At 40.6% G+C, this 18691-nt stretch carries 16 protein-coding genes; all 16 read right to left on the reverse strand.

What is annotated here, in order from left to right; genetic code table 11:
* Window positions 1-23: 23 nt before the first annotated feature.
* The 16 genes from AAEY87_RS07060 to cgtA all read right to left on the reverse strand — a co-directional run bounded on the left by AAEY87_RS07060 (window position 24) and on the right by cgtA (window position 18574).
* Window positions 24-857, reverse strand: a complete 834-nt coding sequence (locus AAEY87_RS07060; RefSeq protein WP_350656536.1) for a histidine phosphatase family protein — start codon at window positions 855-857, stop codon at window positions 24-26.
* Window positions 858-1017: 160 nt separating this feature from the next.
* The gene (locus AAEY87_RS07065; RefSeq protein WP_350656537.1) at window positions 1018-1815 is read right to left on the reverse strand and encodes a metallophosphoesterase; all 798 of its coding nucleotides are present in this window, start codon (window positions 1813-1815) and stop codon (window positions 1018-1020) included.
* Window positions 1816-2057: 242 nt separating this feature from the next.
* Window positions 2058-2759: an orotidine-5'-phosphate decarboxylase gene (gene pyrF, locus AAEY87_RS07070; protein ID WP_350656538.1), complete on the reverse strand. Its 702-nt coding sequence runs from the start codon at window positions 2757-2759 to the stop codon at window positions 2058-2060.
* A gap of 78 nt (window positions 2760-2837) precedes the next feature.
* Entirely contained in the window at window positions 2838-3245 is a 408-nt protein-coding gene (locus AAEY87_RS07075) for a lipopolysaccharide assembly protein LapA domain-containing protein (RefSeq protein ID WP_068036289.1), read from the reverse strand.
* A gap of 147 nt (window positions 3246-3392) precedes the next feature.
* A complete protein-coding gene (locus AAEY87_RS07080) occupies window positions 3393-3695 on the reverse strand; it encodes an integration host factor subunit beta (RefSeq protein WP_068036291.1) in 303 nt (100 codons plus the stop codon).
* A gap of 414 nt (window positions 3696-4109) precedes the next feature.
* Entirely contained in the window at window positions 4110-5801 is a 1692-nt protein-coding gene (gene rpsA / locus AAEY87_RS07085) for a 30S ribosomal protein S1 (RefSeq protein WP_203226536.1), read from the reverse strand.
* Between the two features lie 314 nt (window positions 5802-6115).
* A complete protein-coding gene (gene cmk / locus AAEY87_RS07090; protein ID WP_350656539.1) occupies window positions 6116-6871 on the reverse strand; it encodes a (d)CMP kinase in 756 nt (251 codons plus the stop codon).
* 113 nt (window positions 6872-6984) lie between these two features.
* Entirely contained in the window at window positions 6985-7602 is a 618-nt protein-coding gene (gene tadA, locus AAEY87_RS07095) for a tRNA adenosine(34) deaminase TadA (RefSeq protein WP_350656540.1), read from the reverse strand.
* Between the two features lie 18 nt (window positions 7603-7620).
* Window positions 7621-8358 carry a uracil-DNA glycosylase gene (locus tag AAEY87_RS07100; RefSeq protein WP_068036297.1) on the reverse strand — a complete coding sequence of 246 codons (738 nt, stop codon included), beginning with the start codon at window positions 8356-8358 and terminating at the stop codon, window positions 7621-7623.
* Between the two features lie 189 nt (window positions 8359-8547).
* Entirely contained in the window at window positions 8548-11136 is a 2589-nt protein-coding gene (gene clpA, locus AAEY87_RS07105) for an ATP-dependent Clp protease ATP-binding subunit ClpA (protein WP_350656541.1), read from the reverse strand.
* Window positions 11137-11778: 642 nt separating this feature from the next.
* Complete coding sequence (locus tag AAEY87_RS07110) at window positions 11779-12192, reverse strand: ATP-dependent Clp protease adaptor ClpS (protein ID WP_068328190.1); 414 nt, start codon at window positions 12190-12192, stop codon at window positions 11779-11781.
* 147 nt (window positions 12193-12339) lie between these two features.
* On the reverse strand, window positions 12340-13227 hold the full coding sequence (locus tag AAEY87_RS07115; RefSeq protein ID WP_350656542.1) for a hypothetical protein: 888 nt from the start codon (window positions 13225-13227) through the stop codon (window positions 12340-12342).
* A gap of 162 nt (window positions 13228-13389) precedes the next feature.
* Window positions 13390-14457 (reverse strand): N-acetyl-gamma-glutamyl-phosphate reductase, encoded by a 1068-nt coding sequence (gene argC, locus AAEY87_RS07120; protein WP_068328193.1) that lies wholly within the window; start codon window positions 14455-14457, stop codon window positions 13390-13392.
* A 109-nt stretch (window positions 14458-14566) separates the two neighbouring features.
* Window positions 14567-15703: a uroporphyrinogen decarboxylase gene (gene hemE, locus AAEY87_RS07125; RefSeq protein ID WP_350656544.1), complete on the reverse strand. Its 1137-nt coding sequence runs from the start codon at window positions 15701-15703 to the stop codon at window positions 14567-14569.
* Window positions 15704-15988: 285 nt separating this feature from the next.
* Entirely contained in the window at window positions 15989-17161 is a 1173-nt protein-coding gene (gene proB / locus AAEY87_RS07130) for a glutamate 5-kinase (RefSeq protein ID WP_068036306.1), read from the reverse strand.
* A gap of 204 nt (window positions 17162-17365) precedes the next feature.
* Complete coding sequence (gene cgtA, locus AAEY87_RS07135) at window positions 17366-18574, reverse strand: Obg family GTPase CgtA (RefSeq protein ID WP_068328196.1); 1209 nt, start codon at window positions 18572-18574, stop codon at window positions 17366-17368.
* Window positions 18575-18691 lie beyond the last annotated feature (117 nt).

The raw sequence follows: 18691 nt of genomic DNA on the forward strand, positions 1-18691 counted from the left end.
AACCCAAATATTCATGCTGGTCATTATGTCCACTTTACCTCTGGTGGTAATAATAGTTTGCTAGGGTGAAAACCAGCAGCGCGGTAGCTATCCAACAACGTGTTGATCGGACGTACATAAATCTCACCACGCCATACAAAATAAGCATTAGCCTGCTCGAATGGCTTATCATCAAACCATAAAAATACGCCTTCCATCATTTTTGGCCAATCATTCCAATCAATCTCACTCACATCAAACATTACCGCTAAGAAAGCAGACAGCAACGTATCATGGCTAACAGCTAGCATTAAATGTCCATGCTGTGGCTGGTTTTGATAAAAAAGCGATAAGATATCGAGACCACCTTGATAGGCATTTTTGGTGCCTTCGAGATTCCCTTGCAAGAAGCGATTGATAAAATTGAGTACACCAATCTCTTTAAATACTGCATTAGCAATATCAGGCTCAGTCACTAGACTACCTGGCTCAACCAATAGCGACTGATGGGCTATATCACGCTGTAACCCAGCCCCTTCTTGCATTAGCTGCGCTGTATCAATACAACGCCCGATTGGGCTTGAGATACTATCTACGTCGAGAGAATATGGCAGATGACCTGCTAGCCAACGCCCCCAAGACTTCGCTAATATTCGGCCTTTAGGAGTCAATGGTAGCTGATAGCTGGCAAACCCATTACCATCAGAGCGCTCGCGTAGTGAGTGTCTGGTAAACAAAATCAGGCGTTTATCAGTAGGCAACAAGCTGACTGAGGATATCATGCTATCAGGCAGATGCGCGGGTGCAGGCGCGCTCATCTTAAGAGGCTTTGTCGTCTCAGACTGCTCGGAATTTGGGGTATCAGGGAGTTTACTCATGGTAGCTAGCGTAGCAGATTTTTGAACGGTAGTGAACGAAATAACAGCTGACTAGCAATAAAAAACATAGCTAACAATCATCAAAACAATCAAGCTTTAAAAGGATTAATGTTCATACTCATGGATACTACAATGAACCAATAACATAATCTAAAGTACTTTAACCGATATCGATTACCTTATCCCACGCAAACTCAATCTCGGTGCTACTGACTTCATTCGGATAAGCACGCGGATTGACAATCACACGCGTATTGCCAATACGATAATCGAACGCTTCATGAGTATGTCCATGAACCCATAAGGTTGGCGCCCAAGATTCATGCATCCAAGCAGAAAAATCACTGACAAATGCAGCATTGCTCGGCAACGTGGCATACTTCTCAGAAACTGATAATGGGCTGATACTGTGATGACTCATAACAACAGTTTTTTTACCTAGCTGCTGTGCAGTTATTAGTGCTTGCTTTAACCACTGACGCTGCTTTTCATGCAGCTGCATCGATACCTCAGGTGAGAATAGCTCGCTACCTGCATATATCTGCTTATAATCACGCATAAAACGTTTAGCAACCACCATTGTATCTTCGTTGGCCTGATACTGATAATCCGTCCATAGCGTACACCCTAATATACGTATATCACCGATATCGATATGCTGGCATTGAAGTACTCGTACGCCTTGACCTGACGTTTCGCTATAGTTGTCCCACATAGCGAGCTTTTTATCGAAATGTAGCACATCTTCATTAAAGTACTCATGGTTGCCCGCAATAGTGATTAAAGGCACTTGTAGACGCGTAGCTTGCTCTTGTAACCATGGCATACCACTATCGCTATTGGCAGTGTCGCCCGCCACTAGCACTATGTCTGCATCAGTTTTAGGAATGTGCCCGATAGGGTGTGACTGACGAGCATAACTATCAATGTGTAAGTCACTCAATATCTGTAATTTCATATTATCCAATACTATCCAATAGTTTCAATTCTAAAAATCCAAGAAAACACGCGTAAGCACTATATCTAGCAGACCAAGCGAGTTTGACACAGCTAATTATATCTTTAGAATTGGTATAAGCATAAATCAAGGTAGTGTAGCACTTTTCCATCTACCAGCAAAAAGTAAAAAAGACAGCTTTTCAGCTGTCCTTTTTATTATTTCTTAAAAGTAAATAAAGTATTTATACAGTAATAAAAACCTTAAATACCTTTTATTATCGCTTGTAGTTTAGCAGCAGGATCTGGCGCTTGAGTGATTGAACGACCAATAACCAGATAATCTGATCCATCGCTTAGAGCTTGTTTCGGAGTACAAATACGCTGCTGATCGTCTGCGCTATCTTCAGGCAACCGAATACCTGGAGTAACCAATTTAAAGTCAGTGCCACACAGGGTTTTTAGAGCTTTTGCTTCCTGTGCTGAACAAACTACTCCGTCAAGACCAGCTTGCTGAGTAAGTTTTGCTAATCGACTCACTTGATCATCTAAATCATCAGCGATACCAACCTGTACTAGGTTGTCTTTGCTCATAGAAGTGAGCACCGTTACCGCAATCAGCAACGTTTTATAATTACCTGCTAACAGACGTTCCTTTGCTAAAGACATCGCTTCTAAACCTGCACTTGCATGGACATTAACCATCCATACACCAAGCTCAGCTGCTGCTAACACAGCTTGTGCGGTAGTATTAGGAATATCATGGAACTTAAGATCTAAAAACACTTCAAACTGGCGTTGATGTAAAGCTTCTACAATCGAAGGACCGCAACGCGTAAACAACTCTTTACCTACCTTTAACCGACATAACGTTGGATCTAGTTTATCGGCCAACGCTAACGCTGCATCTACAGTCATATTATCCAAAGCAACAATGACTGGAGAAGTTATCACATTGTTATTCATAATTGTGCCATTTTATATCGGAGTTATTAAAGCATCATATTTTTATACAAATCAATATCAGATTACTCATCAATCGAGTTAATCTCGCTTACGTTTAGTAAGCATAGTTTCATCATCAAGGGTATTAGTTACTTCGTCTTGTACTTGGCCTGTATTTGCTCCATAGACAGCTTCTTCTACCGTTGGAGCATTTGCTTGACGATCGATAACAACATTAGCCTGTGTCACTTGTTCTTGCAAATTAGCATTCAACTTTTGCAAACGTGAGATTTCCCATTTATTTTGTAATACACGGAAAATCAATAGCGCCAATAACATGCCAATTACGATACCCAGTATTAAGCAAAGTATCAGCAGTAATCCCAAATTCATCGTAGGTGCTTGCGAAAATAGTAGATTTACCCCGATTTCAGTATTATTTGCTAATACCAAACCAAGCGCATAAGCAAAGCTTAAAAATAGTAGGACAAACAATAAAAAGCGCATGATACATATACCTCAATAGTAGATAGAAATATCTGCTCAATAACAGCAAATAATATTATGGTAAATAATAGAGATAATAATTGCTTATGATAAATCATAAACAACTATCATTTTATACCTATTCTGTTAATTACCACCCTGTATTGACTATGATGCTACTTTATCGTTGACTGCTTCACGTAGTGCTTTACCAGGCTTAAAATGTGGAATAGCTTTAGCAGGTACAGGTACACTTTCACCTGTCTTTGGATTGCGTCCCATACGAGCTCTTCTATGGTGCAAACAGAAACTACCAAAACCACGAACCTCAACACGGCCATCATTCGCCAAAGTATCTACCATTAGGTTTAGTATTTCTCGTACTGCATCATCAACGACCATTTCAGTCATGGTGTCACAGCTCACACTCAAATTACTAATAAAGTCGGACTTATTAATCGCTTGTTGCATTGTTACACTTGCCTTATTAATTTATGGTCATCATCTTGATTACATGAGTAAAGTATTAGATATTTGCTAACTAAGGTACTAGCTACCATTGGATTCGCAACTTAACGCTAATTGCGAAACATAATATCTAAACCAACTCCCTCATTTAAAAGTTACTAATATAATGTCAAAATCTGTTTCGAGTAGCGTACTTCAAAAAATTATAATATAGACAGTCATAGTTTAAATCTCTATGACATATTAGATTACGGGTAGTAGTTTACATTTCGTTACTCAGAGTTGCAAATAATAGCGGAATTTAATAGCAATGAAAATGAAATTATAACTATTTATAAGTAGTGATAAAAATTAAATAAAAAAAAGCGACCGAAGTCGCTTTCTTTTTATGCTACTAATATATCAAAAGCGTGCAGCTTACTGCATTTGCTCTTTAATCAAGTCACCAATAGTTTTTGGCTGTGCATCAGAACCTGGAGTAGCAGTAGTGCTCGTGCTACCAAGATCTTTAATCGCTTGACGCTCTTCAGCTTCGTCTTTCGCTTTGATAGACAAGTTGATGTTGCGTGTTTTGCGATCGACACTGATGATTTTCGCTTCAACATCATCACCAACAGTTAGATGCTTAGTAGCATCTTCAACGCGGTCACGTTGAATCTCAGAGGCACGTAGGTAAGCTTCAACTTCATCAGCAAGCTCGATAGTAGCGCCTTTAGCATCCACTTCTTTCACTTTACCATTAACGATAGCACCACGGTCATTGTTGACTAGGTATTCGTTGAATGGATCAGAGCTTAACTGCTTCACGCCTAGGCTGATACGGTTAGCTTCTGCATCTACTGACAATACCATTGCTTCAACGGTGTCGCCTTTATTGTAGTTACGGATAGCGTCTTCGCCAGTTTCGTTCCAAGAGATATCAGATAGATGAACAAGACCATCAATACCACCGTCTAGACCGATAAAGATACCGAAGTCAGTGATAGATTTAATCGTACCAGTGATTTTATCACCGCGCTCATGTTTCTTGTCAAACTCATCCCATGGATTAGCTAGAGTCTGTTTGATACCTAGGCTAATACGGCGACGTTCTTCATCGATATCAAGAATCATTACTTCAACTTCATCACCCACTTGAACGACTTTTGATGGATGGATGTTTTTGTTGGTATGATCCATTTCTGATACGTGTACTAGACCTTCAATACCTTCAGAAATCTCAGCGAAACAACCATAATCAGTCAAGTTAGTAACGCGTGCTTTAACCACACTACCTACTGGGTATGTGCCGCCAACGTTATCCCAAGGATCAGTACCAAGTTGTTTTAGACCTAGGCTTACGCGATTACGCTCACGGTCAAACTTCAATACTTTAACTTTTAGGTCTTGACCCACTTCAACAACTTCTGATGGGTGCTTAATACGGCGCCATGCCATATCAGTGATGTGCAATAGACCATCAATACCACCAAGGTCAACGAATGCACCGTAATCAGTAAGGTTCTTAACGATACCTTCGATTTCGATACCTTCTTCAAGCTTGTTCAATAGCTCTTCGCGCTCAGCTGAGTTTTCAGCTTCCATAACTGCACGACGACTTACCACAACGTTGTTACGTTTTTGGTCAAGTTTGATAACTTTGAATTCTAGCTCTTTACCTTCAAGATGCGTAGTGTCACGGATAGGACGTACGTCTACCAATGAACCGGGTAAAAATGCGCGTACTGAACCGATATCTACAGTGAAACCGCCTTTAACTTTACTTGAGATAATACCTTTTACGATCTCATCATTGTCAGAGATTTTTTCAAGGATATTCCAAGTTTCAACGCGTTTGGCTTTTTCGCGTGACAGTAAGGTTTGACCCATACCGTTATCAACTGCTTCAACCACGACATCAACGCTATCGCCAACTTCAACTTCAAGTTCGCCTTCTTCGCTTAAAAACTCTTCACGAGCGACAATACCTTCAGATTTCAGACCAGTATCAACAGTGATCCAGTCGTTATCGATGGCCACAACAGTACCGGTGATAACCGAGCCACGCTCGATATCCAGACCTGTTTCTTCGATGCTCGCTTCAAATAGTTCAGCAAATGATTCCATTATGTCTACCTTTGTATAGCCGTAGCCTGTCCAGCACAGTACGGATCAAATTTATGATTACATAAAACGAGAATACTGGTTTTATATCTTATACAATCATATAAAAAAACGTTTGTTGATAATAAGCGAATTATTTGGCGAACTCATTAGCAACAACTGTCTCACATTAAGATTTTTTATATCTACTATAGACGTATCTGTATTATTAAACGATGTCTACAAATAGAATTCTAAAATCTATAGATTTTTACTACTATGATTTTATACTAAAACCACACCTTATAGCAAAGTTTTTGGCACTTACTATGTTGTTTTTATTATCTATTAAAACAAATACCTTTATCCTGACAATGTTTTTTAACTTTCTCGTAAACCATATTAGCATCTAAGGATGAGCTATCGAGTAGCAATGCATCTTCTGCTGGTTTTGATGGTGCAGTTGCGCGGTTTTCATCACGATCATCACGGGCTTTAATCGTGGCTAAAATCGCTTCAAAATCTGCTGTTTGACCGGCGCTTGATAGCTGTGTGACACGGCGCTCGGCACGCGCTTCAGCACTGGCAGTCAGAAACACTTTTACATCAGCGTCTGGGAACACCACCGTACCCATATCGCGACCATCAGCAACCAACCCTGAACGAGTTGCCATATCTTGTTGCAATTTTAACAATGCTTGACGAACTTTCGGAAATATTGCTATCTGTGATGCATAGCCTCCAATGGTCTCGTTACGGACTTGTGCACCGACCGCCTCACCATTGACAAGAATATCGACACGCCCTGAATTATTATTAGGTACAAAAGCAATCTCTAAGCTTTGAGTCAACGCTAATACAGCCATCTCATCAATGGCTTCGCTTGCATCTGCACTAATCAATCCCGCCTCAAAAGCTTTCAGTCCTACAATACGGTATAAAGCACCTGAGTCTAACAACTGATAATTTAACGCTTGTGCTAATCGCCATGTTACTGTGCCTTTACCTGCGCCACTTGGCCCATCAATACAAATGACAGGATAGCTCAAAGGCTGCATTTGGCTACTGTTGTTAGCATTAGGTGTAGAGACAGTCATAACACTCACTTAATAATAGACGCTACTTATGTGATAGCAACCTAGGACAGTATTTACTTATTTATCAAACGATTGACAACAGATTAACTGGTTAGCCATCAAATAGGGCAATATTATAGCAAAGAAACCTCACTATCACCAAGACTCATATCTTGTTTATTATTAATATTGTGCTTGATTTTTTTCACTACTTGTCGACGCTCACGGAAAAAGCGCTTAAGCATCTGACTACTATGTGCTCGACATAAACCATTATGTACTTCAATATTATGATTATAAAAGGACTGTATTGGTAAATTCATTTGACTACCAACCATGCCAGCGCGTGGCTCGCTCGCTGCGTATATCAATCTATCAACACGTGCATGAATCAGCGCACCAATACACATCGTGCAAGGCTCTAAAGTCACATACAGTGTGGTCTGAAGTGGCAAACGATAATTTTTTAAACGCGTACAGGCATCTCTTAGTGCTACTATCTCAGCATGGGCAGTCGCATCATGACGACCAATTGGCTCATTAAATCCCTGCCCAATAATTCGCTGATTATGCACTAGAACTGCTCCTACTGGCACCTCTCCACGCTCAGCACCTTGCTTAGCAATTCTAAGAGCCTCCTGCATCCATTTAACGTCTTGGATTGACCAAAACGTACTGGTTGCGAGTTGGATATCAGCGAATTTATTAGCTATTAACTGGCTATCTATTAAGTCATAAGACTGTAAATTCATATTCTGGTAATTTATCATTTATTGTGGCAACTGCCAGTCAATCGGAGCTTGACCGTACTGTACTAAATAATCATTGGTCTTAGAAAACGGCTTAGAACCAAAAAATCCACCGCGATTGGCTGCAAGAGGTGAAGGATGTACTGCTGTCAAAATAAGATGTTTGTCAGTGTCTATATATTTACCTTTTTTCTGTGCTTTACTACCCCACAATATAAATACGGTATGCTCTGTTTGTTCATTGACCACATCAATGACAGCATCAGTAAACTGCTCCCAGCCTTTATTTTGATGACTGTTTGGCTCACCTTCTCTGACTGTTAGGGAACTATTTAACAATAGAACACCCTGCTGCGCCCAATAGGTCAAATCGCCATGTGCCGAGTAACTAGTACCGATATCATCTGCCATCTCTTTAAGTAGGTTGTTAAGAGAAGGTGGTTTAGGAATTGCTTTCGGTACAGAAAATGATAACCCCATTGCCTGACCTGGACGGTGATAAGGATCCTGTCCTAAAATAACGACTTTAACTCGTGATAAAGGCGTTAAGTTAAAAGCATTGAACATCAAAGGAGCAGGTGGATATACACTATCATCTGATTGATAAGACTCCTTTAGAAACTCACGTAGATTATCCATATTCTCAGACGTTAATTCATCTGCTAATGCAGTTTTCCAGTCTTCTGGTAGACGGACATTGTCTAAAATTGCCTGTTTTTGCTCTGCTGTTTTGGTCGTCTGTTCACTGAACAGTTCCATAATGTATCCTTTTTTTATTCGTTATCAGTTAGATAAAAGATAGGCAGTAATATTCCAAAACTCATCTTAAAATCTATACTAGCAAAATGTTATGTTCGCTTTGTTATAAAGTATAGCAATAGCATAAACGAAAATCATAAAAAAACGGCTACCGAAGTAACCGTTTTTTAATTTAGAAGTAGAAGGTAATTAGCTTGCTAGGGACTCAGAATCTGAACGTGGTTCATGGATTTCAACGACAGTCAGTATAATCCGGCTATCTGCTGATCCTTTATCACTTTGCATGTTGCCACTTGGCACGTTACTACTTTGCGTAGCTTCATTCTTGTCAAGCGAAACACTATCAGCAGCGATATCTAGCTCATCATTTTGTTCTGGTTCTAGGGTTATATGTACCACCCCGCCATTAACCAAATCACCAAATAAAATCATATTTGCCAATGGTTTTTTAATCTCATCTTGGATTAAACGCTGCATCGGACGCGCGCCCATCAGACGGTCATAACCTTTTTCAGCCAAATAATCACGTACCTCGTCATCAATCTCTAAGGTAACCTGTTTGTCATCAAGCTGTACTTGTAACTCTACTAAGAACTTATCAACGACAGAAATAACTACCGATGTATCTAATGGATTAAATTGAATAATTGCATCCAAACGGTTGCGGAATTCAGGCGTAAAGACTCGTTTCAATGCTTCAGTATTGTCACGGCTATGATCTTGCTGGGTAAAGCCCATAGATGAGCGACTAATACTATCTGCACCCACGTTGGTAGTCATAATAACGATAACTTGCTTAAAACTAGCCACACGACCATTATTATCGGTTAACGTACCATGATCCATAACTTGTAACAATAAATTGAAAACATCAGGATGCGCTTTTTCAATCTCATCAAATAGCAACACACAATGCGGATGCTGATTAATCTTCTCAGTAAGTAAACCGCCTTGGTCATAACCGACATAGCCTGGAGGCGCGCCAATTAGACGTGAAGCAGTATGCGCTTCCATATACTCTGACATATCGAAACGTACAAGCTCTACTCCTAATAGATTTGCTAGTTGACGCGACACTTCTGTCTTACCAACCCCTGTAGGCCCTGCAAACATGAATGAGCCGATAGGTTTTTCTGGAGCTTTCAAACCTGCTCGCGAAAGCTTAATTGCATCTGCAAGTGTCGCAATAGCTTCATCTTGTCCAAATACTAAGTGCTTAAGATCGCGATCTAAATGCTCAAGAATACTCTTGTCATCGCTGGAAACTGACTTGGGCGGGATACGTGCAAGCTTCGCTACAATAGCTTCAATATCAGCAACATCAATTTTCATCGGTGGCTTTTTATTGTTAGCAGTTTGCAAATCTTCATAGTTCTTAGACTGATCATTTGCTTTAGCTGCGGCTGCCTCATCCTGCATTTCATTATCAATATCAGCATTGTCAGTATCGATACTTTCATAATCTTGATCACCGATATTTTTATCTAAATCAGCAATTAAACTGTCTTCTGCATTGATATCGTCCGCATCTGGAATAACCCCTAGACGCTTATAGGCACCAGCTTCATCGATAACGTCAATCGCTTTGTCTGGTAAAAAACGTTCATGAATATGCTTAGACGATAGCTGTACTGCAGTTACTAGCGCCTCATCAGTATATTCAACGTTATGGAACTCTTCATAGCGTGGTTTGAGACCGCGTAAAATATCGATACTATCCTCGACACTCGGCTCTTTTACATCGATTTTTTGGAAGCGACGTGATAACGCATGATCCTTTTCAAACACTTGACGATATTCAGTAAAGGTCGTCGAACCCACACAGCGCAACTCGCCGTTTGCAAGAGCCGGTTTAATCAGATTTGACACATCCATATTGCTACTCATTGATGAACCTGCACCAATAATCATATGAATCTCATCAATGAATAAGATAGCATTAGGTTTTTTCTTAAGTGCATCGAGTAGCGATTTCATACGTTTTTCAAAATCACCACGATACTTAGTACCTGCTATCAGTGCACCAATATCAAGGCTATAAATCACGCAGCCGTTTAACGGTTTTGGTGCTTTATCATTGATGATTAGCCACGCCAAACCTTCAGCAATAGAGGTTTTACCGACCCCTGGTTCACCTACTAATAGCGGATTGTTTTTGCGGCGACGACATAGTACTTGTGCGGTGCGCTCAATCTCAGAAGCACGGCCAATCAATGGATCAGTCTTGCCTTCTGCCGCACGCTGATTAAGGTTGCTCGCAAACTCTACTAACGGATCTTTACTAGTCTTCTCTGAGGCGCTACGTCGCTCTCCAGTAATAGAAGCACGTGGCTCAGATGGCTCATCTTTATCTTGTCCATGTGAGAGATATTGAGTAAGCTCCAAGCGGCTAATACCTTGCTTTTTGAGCAAGTAGACAGCATAGGTATCATGCTCAGAAAACATAGATACTAAAATATCTGAGCCTTCAACCAAACGGCCTCCGCCGATGGACTGAACATGAAAAATAGCTCGCTGCAAGATACGATCAAAACTTTGGGTAGGCTGTGGTGATTGCTCCATATCTACATCTATCGTAGGCGTGTGCTTATCAATATAAGCTTCAAGCTCCGTACGTAGATTTGAAACATTTGCATTGCAGGCAGTTAAGGTATTAGCAGCATGCGTGTTCTCAAGAAGGGCTAATAATAAATGCTCAACAGTGAGATACTCATGTGATTTTTGGCGCGCAAGCGTCATTGCCAAACGCAAAGAGACTTCAAGGTGACGACTTAACATAAGAAATTCCTACGGTTATACAACTCTTTATAATAATTTAATAGCTTAATTGATAAATCAGGGCGACAAAGGGATTGTTCAAGGTCAAAACATGATAGTTATCAAAAGACATTGGCTATAATACAATTGCAACCACATTTAGCATCAGCACTTATTCATCTCAACATGATAGTTACATATAGTCAATCTATTAACACGTACTAAAATGTATCAAAGGGTATAATTATCAGGATTCATGCATTATAAGCTTCACTTTATACATAAGAGCACGTACTACGCAATCCAGATAGCTCTACTTATAATATCAATCAAGCTGAAAATGACGATAAATTGGGGATAGGTTTTGATAAGGAACATTGCTAATAATTAGTTTTTGAATCAAAAAACCAAAGTAAAAAAGACGGGAAAACGACGTCCTAGATTATCAAATCAAAAACGTTTAGAAGTAAGATAAGATTAATATTAATATTAACGAAATATAATGATTTAAGTAGATGAAGTGACAAGGTAAACAAAATTTATCGATAAGCCTTATATAAGGCTATCATTATTAAAAATCAAGAGTAGAGGGATTATATTGGATACGAAGATAGGTGTGAGTTTGACTTATTATCTGGATATTAGTTTATAAGATGGATAATTTCATTCGCCTTGATGAGGTTCAATTTGAGTAAGCAATGGATAGCCTTCACGGTGAGCCAAGCTATTTACTTTTTTGGCTTTAGTTTCAGCGATATCTTTAGGGTAAATACCGGCAATACCTTTACTGCTATTATGAATGGTCAGCATGATTTCAACCGCTGAGTCGATGTTATGGCGGAATTCCGACTGTAAAACATATACAACGAATTCCATCGGAGTATAATTATCGTTATACATAACCACAGCATACATTGGTGGCTTGGCTACTTCAGGCTCTGCAACCAAAACGTCTGCCTGTGGAGCTGTCTCGCTGTCAGTATCACCATCTTGAGCACGGTGATCGGCTGGGATACTTGGAAAATGCCAGTCAGCAACAGTAGGTTGTGGGTGCGCTATTATTTGTTTTTTAGTCATAATAAAGGTAGTTTCAATAGAGAGTTTAGTATAAGAATAATTGATATAGAATAAATAGTAGGTTATAAAGAAGTAAGATAATTAGGAAGAGTTAGTCAATATAAACTCTACCTAAAAACTGTTTTATAATAGTCGTGTGTAACCTGTTTATGGCTCAATAGGACTTTGATCAACCTCTGGTAAGTCCATTAATGATAATGGCATACTATCTATCATAGCACCGAGCTTCCAGTCATATAGTTGCTCGACTTGCTGATCACCTGCTTCTAAGCTGAGCTTAACTTGTAACGGTTTAAACCCTGTAGGCATCACAAAACGACCGCGAATACGAACAATTCCTTCAATAGCATAACGTGCAGGATCTAATGGAACCTCGACAAAGTTATCTTTATTTTGTAGAGTCAACGTAACCTTAAGATTTTTGGCGAGACCATCCTCACTAAGCATCCCTACATCAAAACCATATTCGAAGGCATTTTCGGGTAACGGTTCAATTTTTGCACCTAATATCTGTAAAGGCATGCCTCCTTGTTCAGCGATAAATTCGGCATATAAGTCATTCAACTGCGAGACTTGTCTGTTATCGACCTTCAAGTCTTGTTGCTTTTGACGTAGCTCATCTAAATTTGCTAGGCTAATGGTAAGCTCTTGCTTAGCTGTCTCTACTTGGTTAGTCAAGACTTTATGACTAATGCGTAGATCTTTGAGCTCATTAGTAGCTTCCTGACTATTGATAGTCGCTTGCTGAGTTTCTGACTTTAAAGCGTAATAACCGCGTTGATAGCCAAGCTTATGCCCCAGTAAAATAGCAACTATCGCGGTCACCAGTATAGCTACCACGAATAATGCCAGCAGCCATGTTGATGTGCCTTGTTGTCTAATGCCAATGCCTTTATTATATTTTATATGGTCATTCCTATTTATTAACGGCTGTACCGTATCATCAGAAACAGATTGACAAGATACAAATGCAGACGCGTGACACGATGATCGTGCTGGCTGGGAGCGCAAGCGGGGGGCATTCTTAACACGCATCTGGACAATATCTCTTAACAGTAAAGGCGAGATATTATAACGGAATTTAAAGTCAATACCTAGCATAGCGCTGTAAGCGTGATGACTTAATAGTAAAGTTTCTGTGATAAGTCAGTACTACATTCCGTATAAATATCTCTTTTAACTTTGAAGCTTTATATTTTACGGTACAATCGGTGCAGCGTTTAACCCTAATGTCTCATCAAGCCCAAACATTACGTTCATATTTTGTATTGCCTGTCCTGCTGCGCCTTTTACGAGGTTATCTTGTACTACTAGCACAGTTAACTCTCCGCGTGCATTATCTTGATGTACGGCAATACGTAAACGATTGCTAGCACGTACACTACGCGTATCAGGATAGATGCCGCGTGGTAAAACATCCACAAAGGCTTCCCCTGTATAGCTAGTCTCAAACTCTTGCTGCCAGTCCACGCTACTACCAGCTTCTGTTAGCACCATATGAATAGAGCTAAACATACCACGAATCATTGGCACTAAGTGGGGTAAAAAACGAATCTGCTGCGAGAATTGACTGCCCAATAATTGCTCAACGCCTTGTTCAATTTCAGGTAAATGACGGTGTCCGCCAACGCCATAAGCCTTAAAATTATCAGTCGTTTCGGCATAATTTAGTGCAAGGCTTGCTTGACGACCAGCACCTGATACTCCAGATTTAGCGTCGATGACGATACGTGATTCAATCAATCGTGTTGCTTTTTTATTTTGTATCTCAATAATGGGTTTTAATCCTAGGATGGCTGTGGTCGGGTAACAACCAGGGTTGCCTACAATTGATGCCGCCGCAAGCTTATCACGATTAAGCTCAGGGAGCCCATATACTGCCGTCTTAAGCAGCTCAGGGCAGGCATGAGACTGCTGATACCAATGCTCGAAATCTGCTAATGACTGTAAGCGAAAATCAGCTGCTAAATCGACAACCTTCACACCAGCTTGAACTAATGCTTCAGCTTGCTTCATCGCTACCCCATGTGGCGTAGCAAAAAACACTACATCACATTTTTGCAAAGCAGATAGCGTATCATCTCCTAAGTCGCTAAAGACAAGATCAGAGATACCACGTAAGCTTGGAAATATCTCGTCCGCCCGTGTTCCTGCCTCACTTCGCGACGTTAACAAATCAATGGACACCTTAGGATGTGCTGATAGCAAGCGAATAAGCTCGATACCTGTATAGCCTGTACCGCCAACAATAGCTGCTGAAATCATAAGATATCCTTCTAATAGTTAGTCATTAAATATTACACTTACTAAGCTTTAGATTAATTGAAGTTAAAAGCTCTGTTTATTCTGAGGCTTGTACTTAGATTAATAACGCTTAAATTTGGTAATCATGTACGGCGTCAATAAATATTTTAGCATTGTCAGGATTAACCCACTGAGTGATGCCGTGACCTAAGTTTGCCACGTAACCTGTCTTTTCACCACCAATATAAGCACTGTGAAGCATGGCGTTTACTTCAGAGCGAATAGTCGCAGGTGAGCCGTACAACGTCGCTGGATCTAAGTTACCTTGGATGGCTTTACTGCTCTGGAGCTTCTTATGCTGTTTGGTCAACTGACGCTGGCTTTCAATCAACACTTGACGAGCACGATTAATCGGCATTGTCCAGTCTAAGCCTAAAGCATCAGCCTCACTATCAGCTTGGATATCAAGCCAGAGGCCACCGCCCTTGGTGAACAATACGACTGGCACATCAGGATGACGTATTTTCAATTCTGCAACGATACGCTTATTATAGGCGTGTGAAAAATTAACGAACTGACGATGCCCGAGCGCCCCGCCCCAACTATCAAATATCTGTAAAATTTGGGCCCCAGCAATGACTTGCGCATCTAGATAATCAATTACAGCAGTTGCTAGCTTATCTAACAACTGATGTAAAAACTCAGGATTGCTATACAAAAAACCTTTAGTATAACGATAATCTTTTGAGCTACCGCCTTCAATCATATAAGTAGCAAGCGTCCACGGACTACCAGAAAAACCAAATAACGGTACTTGTCCATTTAAAGCTTTACGAATACTAGTCACAGCGCGCATGACGTAATCAAGAGAGTCATTCACATCAAGCGTTGGCAATCTATCAAGATCTGACTGTTGACGGATAGGATGTTTAAATTTAGGCCCTTCCCCAGTCTCAAAATATAAACCTAAACCCATGGCATCTGGAATAGTCAGAATATCACTAAATAAGATAGCAGCGTCTAAATCATAACGACGCAATGGCTGCAAGGTCACTTCTGTCGCCCGATCCGTATCTCTACACAGACTCATAAAGTCCCCAGCCTCGGCACGAGTTGCCTTATATTCTGGTAAATAACGACCAGCTTGACGCATCATCCATACCGGTGTGGTATCTATAGGCTCAAAGCGTAATGCGCGTAACAATCTGTCATTTTTTAAGGGCGCAAAATCTTGCTGAGGTGTGTTAATACTATTTGAGGCACTCATGCACAAATCTCCAAAAGAGTACGATATTCATTGTTATCATTATTAAAAATGAAGAAAAATTAAGCTTGAAAATATATAAAACAAATACAGGTTACTATCAATTATTAGCAAATATAAACGTATACATAGTTAATGCCATAAAGAAAGAATCTAATATGGCATTAGTTTTAAAAAGTAACGATGCTTACTACTATTTAGTAATCTTAGGCAATAGTGAGTGTTTTTCATAGACCAGCTATGTATCCGTACCACTTTAAGCCATCTATCTACATTTAATAGATAACATCACATGGATAGTGCTAAATTATCACGATGTACCATTACTACACGCTCTTCCTTGTTACCGAGAATTCTATCAAATTGCTCAGTACGCTCACGAGCAACACGGCGCGCATCATTAGATGAGAAGTTCATTTGCCCAACTGCTAAACGCTCGCCTGTATCTTGGTGAACGATTTCTACTACATCGCCTTCATCAAAATCACCACGCACTTCTACCACACCGACTGGCAATAAGCTTCTATTATGCTCTGTCAGCGCTTTGGCAGCACCAGCATCAACAATGAGAGTGCCTGACATGCGCAAATGCGCTGCTAACCACTGCTTACGCGCAATAATCTTATCAGCATCGTTAGTCGTTAATAGTGTACCGACTGCTTCACCAGATACCACGCGAGTAATGACATCATCAATCGCACCGCTCACGATAACGGTTGGGCAGCCGCCCATTGCCGCAAGACGACCAGCACGAATTTTAGTTAGCATTCCGCCACGTCCAAGCTTGCCACCATCTCCTGCAATGTCAAAGAGATAATCTGCCATTGCACGCTCTTGACGTATCATTTTAGCGTTAGGGTTATTGCGCGGATTATCAGTAAATACGCCTTCTTGATCCGTTAAGATAATATATAAGTCGGCATTGACCATAGCCGCTGACATCGCGCCTAAAGTATCATTATCACCAAACTTGATCTCATCAATAGTGATGGTGTCATTTTCATTAATTACTGGCAGCACACGCCATTCTAACAATTGGGTTAACGCGCCAGTCGTATTTAAATAACGGCTACGATTAGACAAGTCATCATGGGTTAACAATAGCTGAGAGCTTTGTATCCCATGTTGAATTAGTGCTGACCACCAAGTTTCAATCAAACCCATCTGACCAATAGAAGCGCAGGCCTGTAATGCCGCCAATTTTTTTGGGCGCTCCTCAAGGTTCATACGTACTACGCCTTCAGCAACTGCACCTGATGACACCAGTAGTACTTCCACTCCTTGTTTATGCAGATTAGCAATCTGTTTAGCCCACTCATAAATAGCAGTTCGATCAAGCCCTCGACCATTATTGGTTAACAATGATGAGCCAATCTTGACAATAACGCGCTGAATATCAAAGTTGCGGTCCTGTTTGATGAACCTTGCTTCTTCGGTCGTTTGTTCCATGTCATCTGCCATAAAAACTCCTGTATATTGTGGGGATTGATTTAAAAGATTAATAGGCAACCTGTTCTTTTGTAATACGAGGAACTGATTAAAGCTCACAAATAATAATAACAAATTTGTATAATGGTTAGCAGAGGATGCTAGTCGTCATTACGGCTAGCATTTCTTTGTTTCTAATATGCGGCTTGTTATGTCGCTACATTTTAGATGGGCGATTTAAGGGGTATAGATTACTTCGACACCGTCATCATCGTCAAAATCGTCATCTGCCAGATCAGTACCTTCGCGCTGAGCTTTACGAGCAGCACGATAAGCTTCACGTTGTGCATCAGTATTGCGACGCACTTCTGCCTCTAAACGCTCAAAGCGCGCTTTTTGTGCTTCAGCAAAGGCAGGCTCTTCAATTTCTCGTTCACGTTCTAGCTCAATCTCGTTCATCAAATGATATTTGACTGGATCTACGCCATCACCAGTTAACGTTGAAGTGCGAAATACCACGCCTGTCCAGCCAAGCTCGGAGACGATACGGTCACACAGCTCATTCAACTCTTCTTCATCAACCACTTGATCGATTTTATTTAAAACTAAAATCTGTGGAAGATTGGCCAATTCAGGAGAAAAACGCTCAAGCTCGTTTAGAATGATACGAGCATTATTAATAGGGTCACTACCGTCAAGAGGTTGAATATCAACGATGTGCAGTAAACGACGGGTACGTGCCACATGTTTTAAGAAGCGAATGCCAAGACCTGCACCTTCTGATGCACCTTCGATAAGCCCTGGAATATCAGCCATCACGAACGAGCGATGTATACCAATATCAACCACACCTAGATTGGGTACTAAAGTCGTAAATGGATAATCAGCAACTTTAGGTGTAGCTGAAGATACTTGACGAATGAAAGTAGATTTACCGGCATTAGGTAGACCAATCAACCCAACATCAGCTACAACTTTCAGTTCAAGCTTTAATATTTTCAACTCGCCTTCAAAGCCTGAAGTTGCCTTACGCGGTGCTTGGTTAGTTGAGCTTTTAAAATGTGTGTTACCTAGGCCACCATCACCGCCTTTAGCGATTAATAACGTCTGACCTATTTCGGTCATATCGCCGATGACTTCATCAGTTTCGGTATCAATAACGGTAGTACCAATAGGAACTGACAAAAATACATCTTCAGAGCCTTTACCTGAGCAATTTCTACTATGACCATTCTCACCGCGCATCGCATCGTAGCGACGAGTATAACGATAATCGACTAGAGTGTTGGTGTTGTCGTCAGCAATGACATATACATCACCGCCACTACCACCATCACCACCATCAGGACCACCACGCGGGACGTACTTTTCTCGGCGAAAACTGGCGATTCCGTTACCACCGTCACCTGCTTTTACCGTTACGACGGCTTCATCAATAAATCGCATGTTACGTTCCTTAATTTACTTTCTGGATTACAGTCATTGACTGATTTTATATTTGTGCTTACAAGGTGTCTGTATGCTTGTCTAGGTTGCTAATCATCTGTCTACTAGTCTGTTTAT

It is taken from the genome of Psychrobacter sp. S1-30-MNA-CIBAN-0213 (assembly GCF_040309845.1).
Lineage (GTDB): Bacteria > Pseudomonadota > Gammaproteobacteria > Pseudomonadales > Moraxellaceae > Psychrobacter.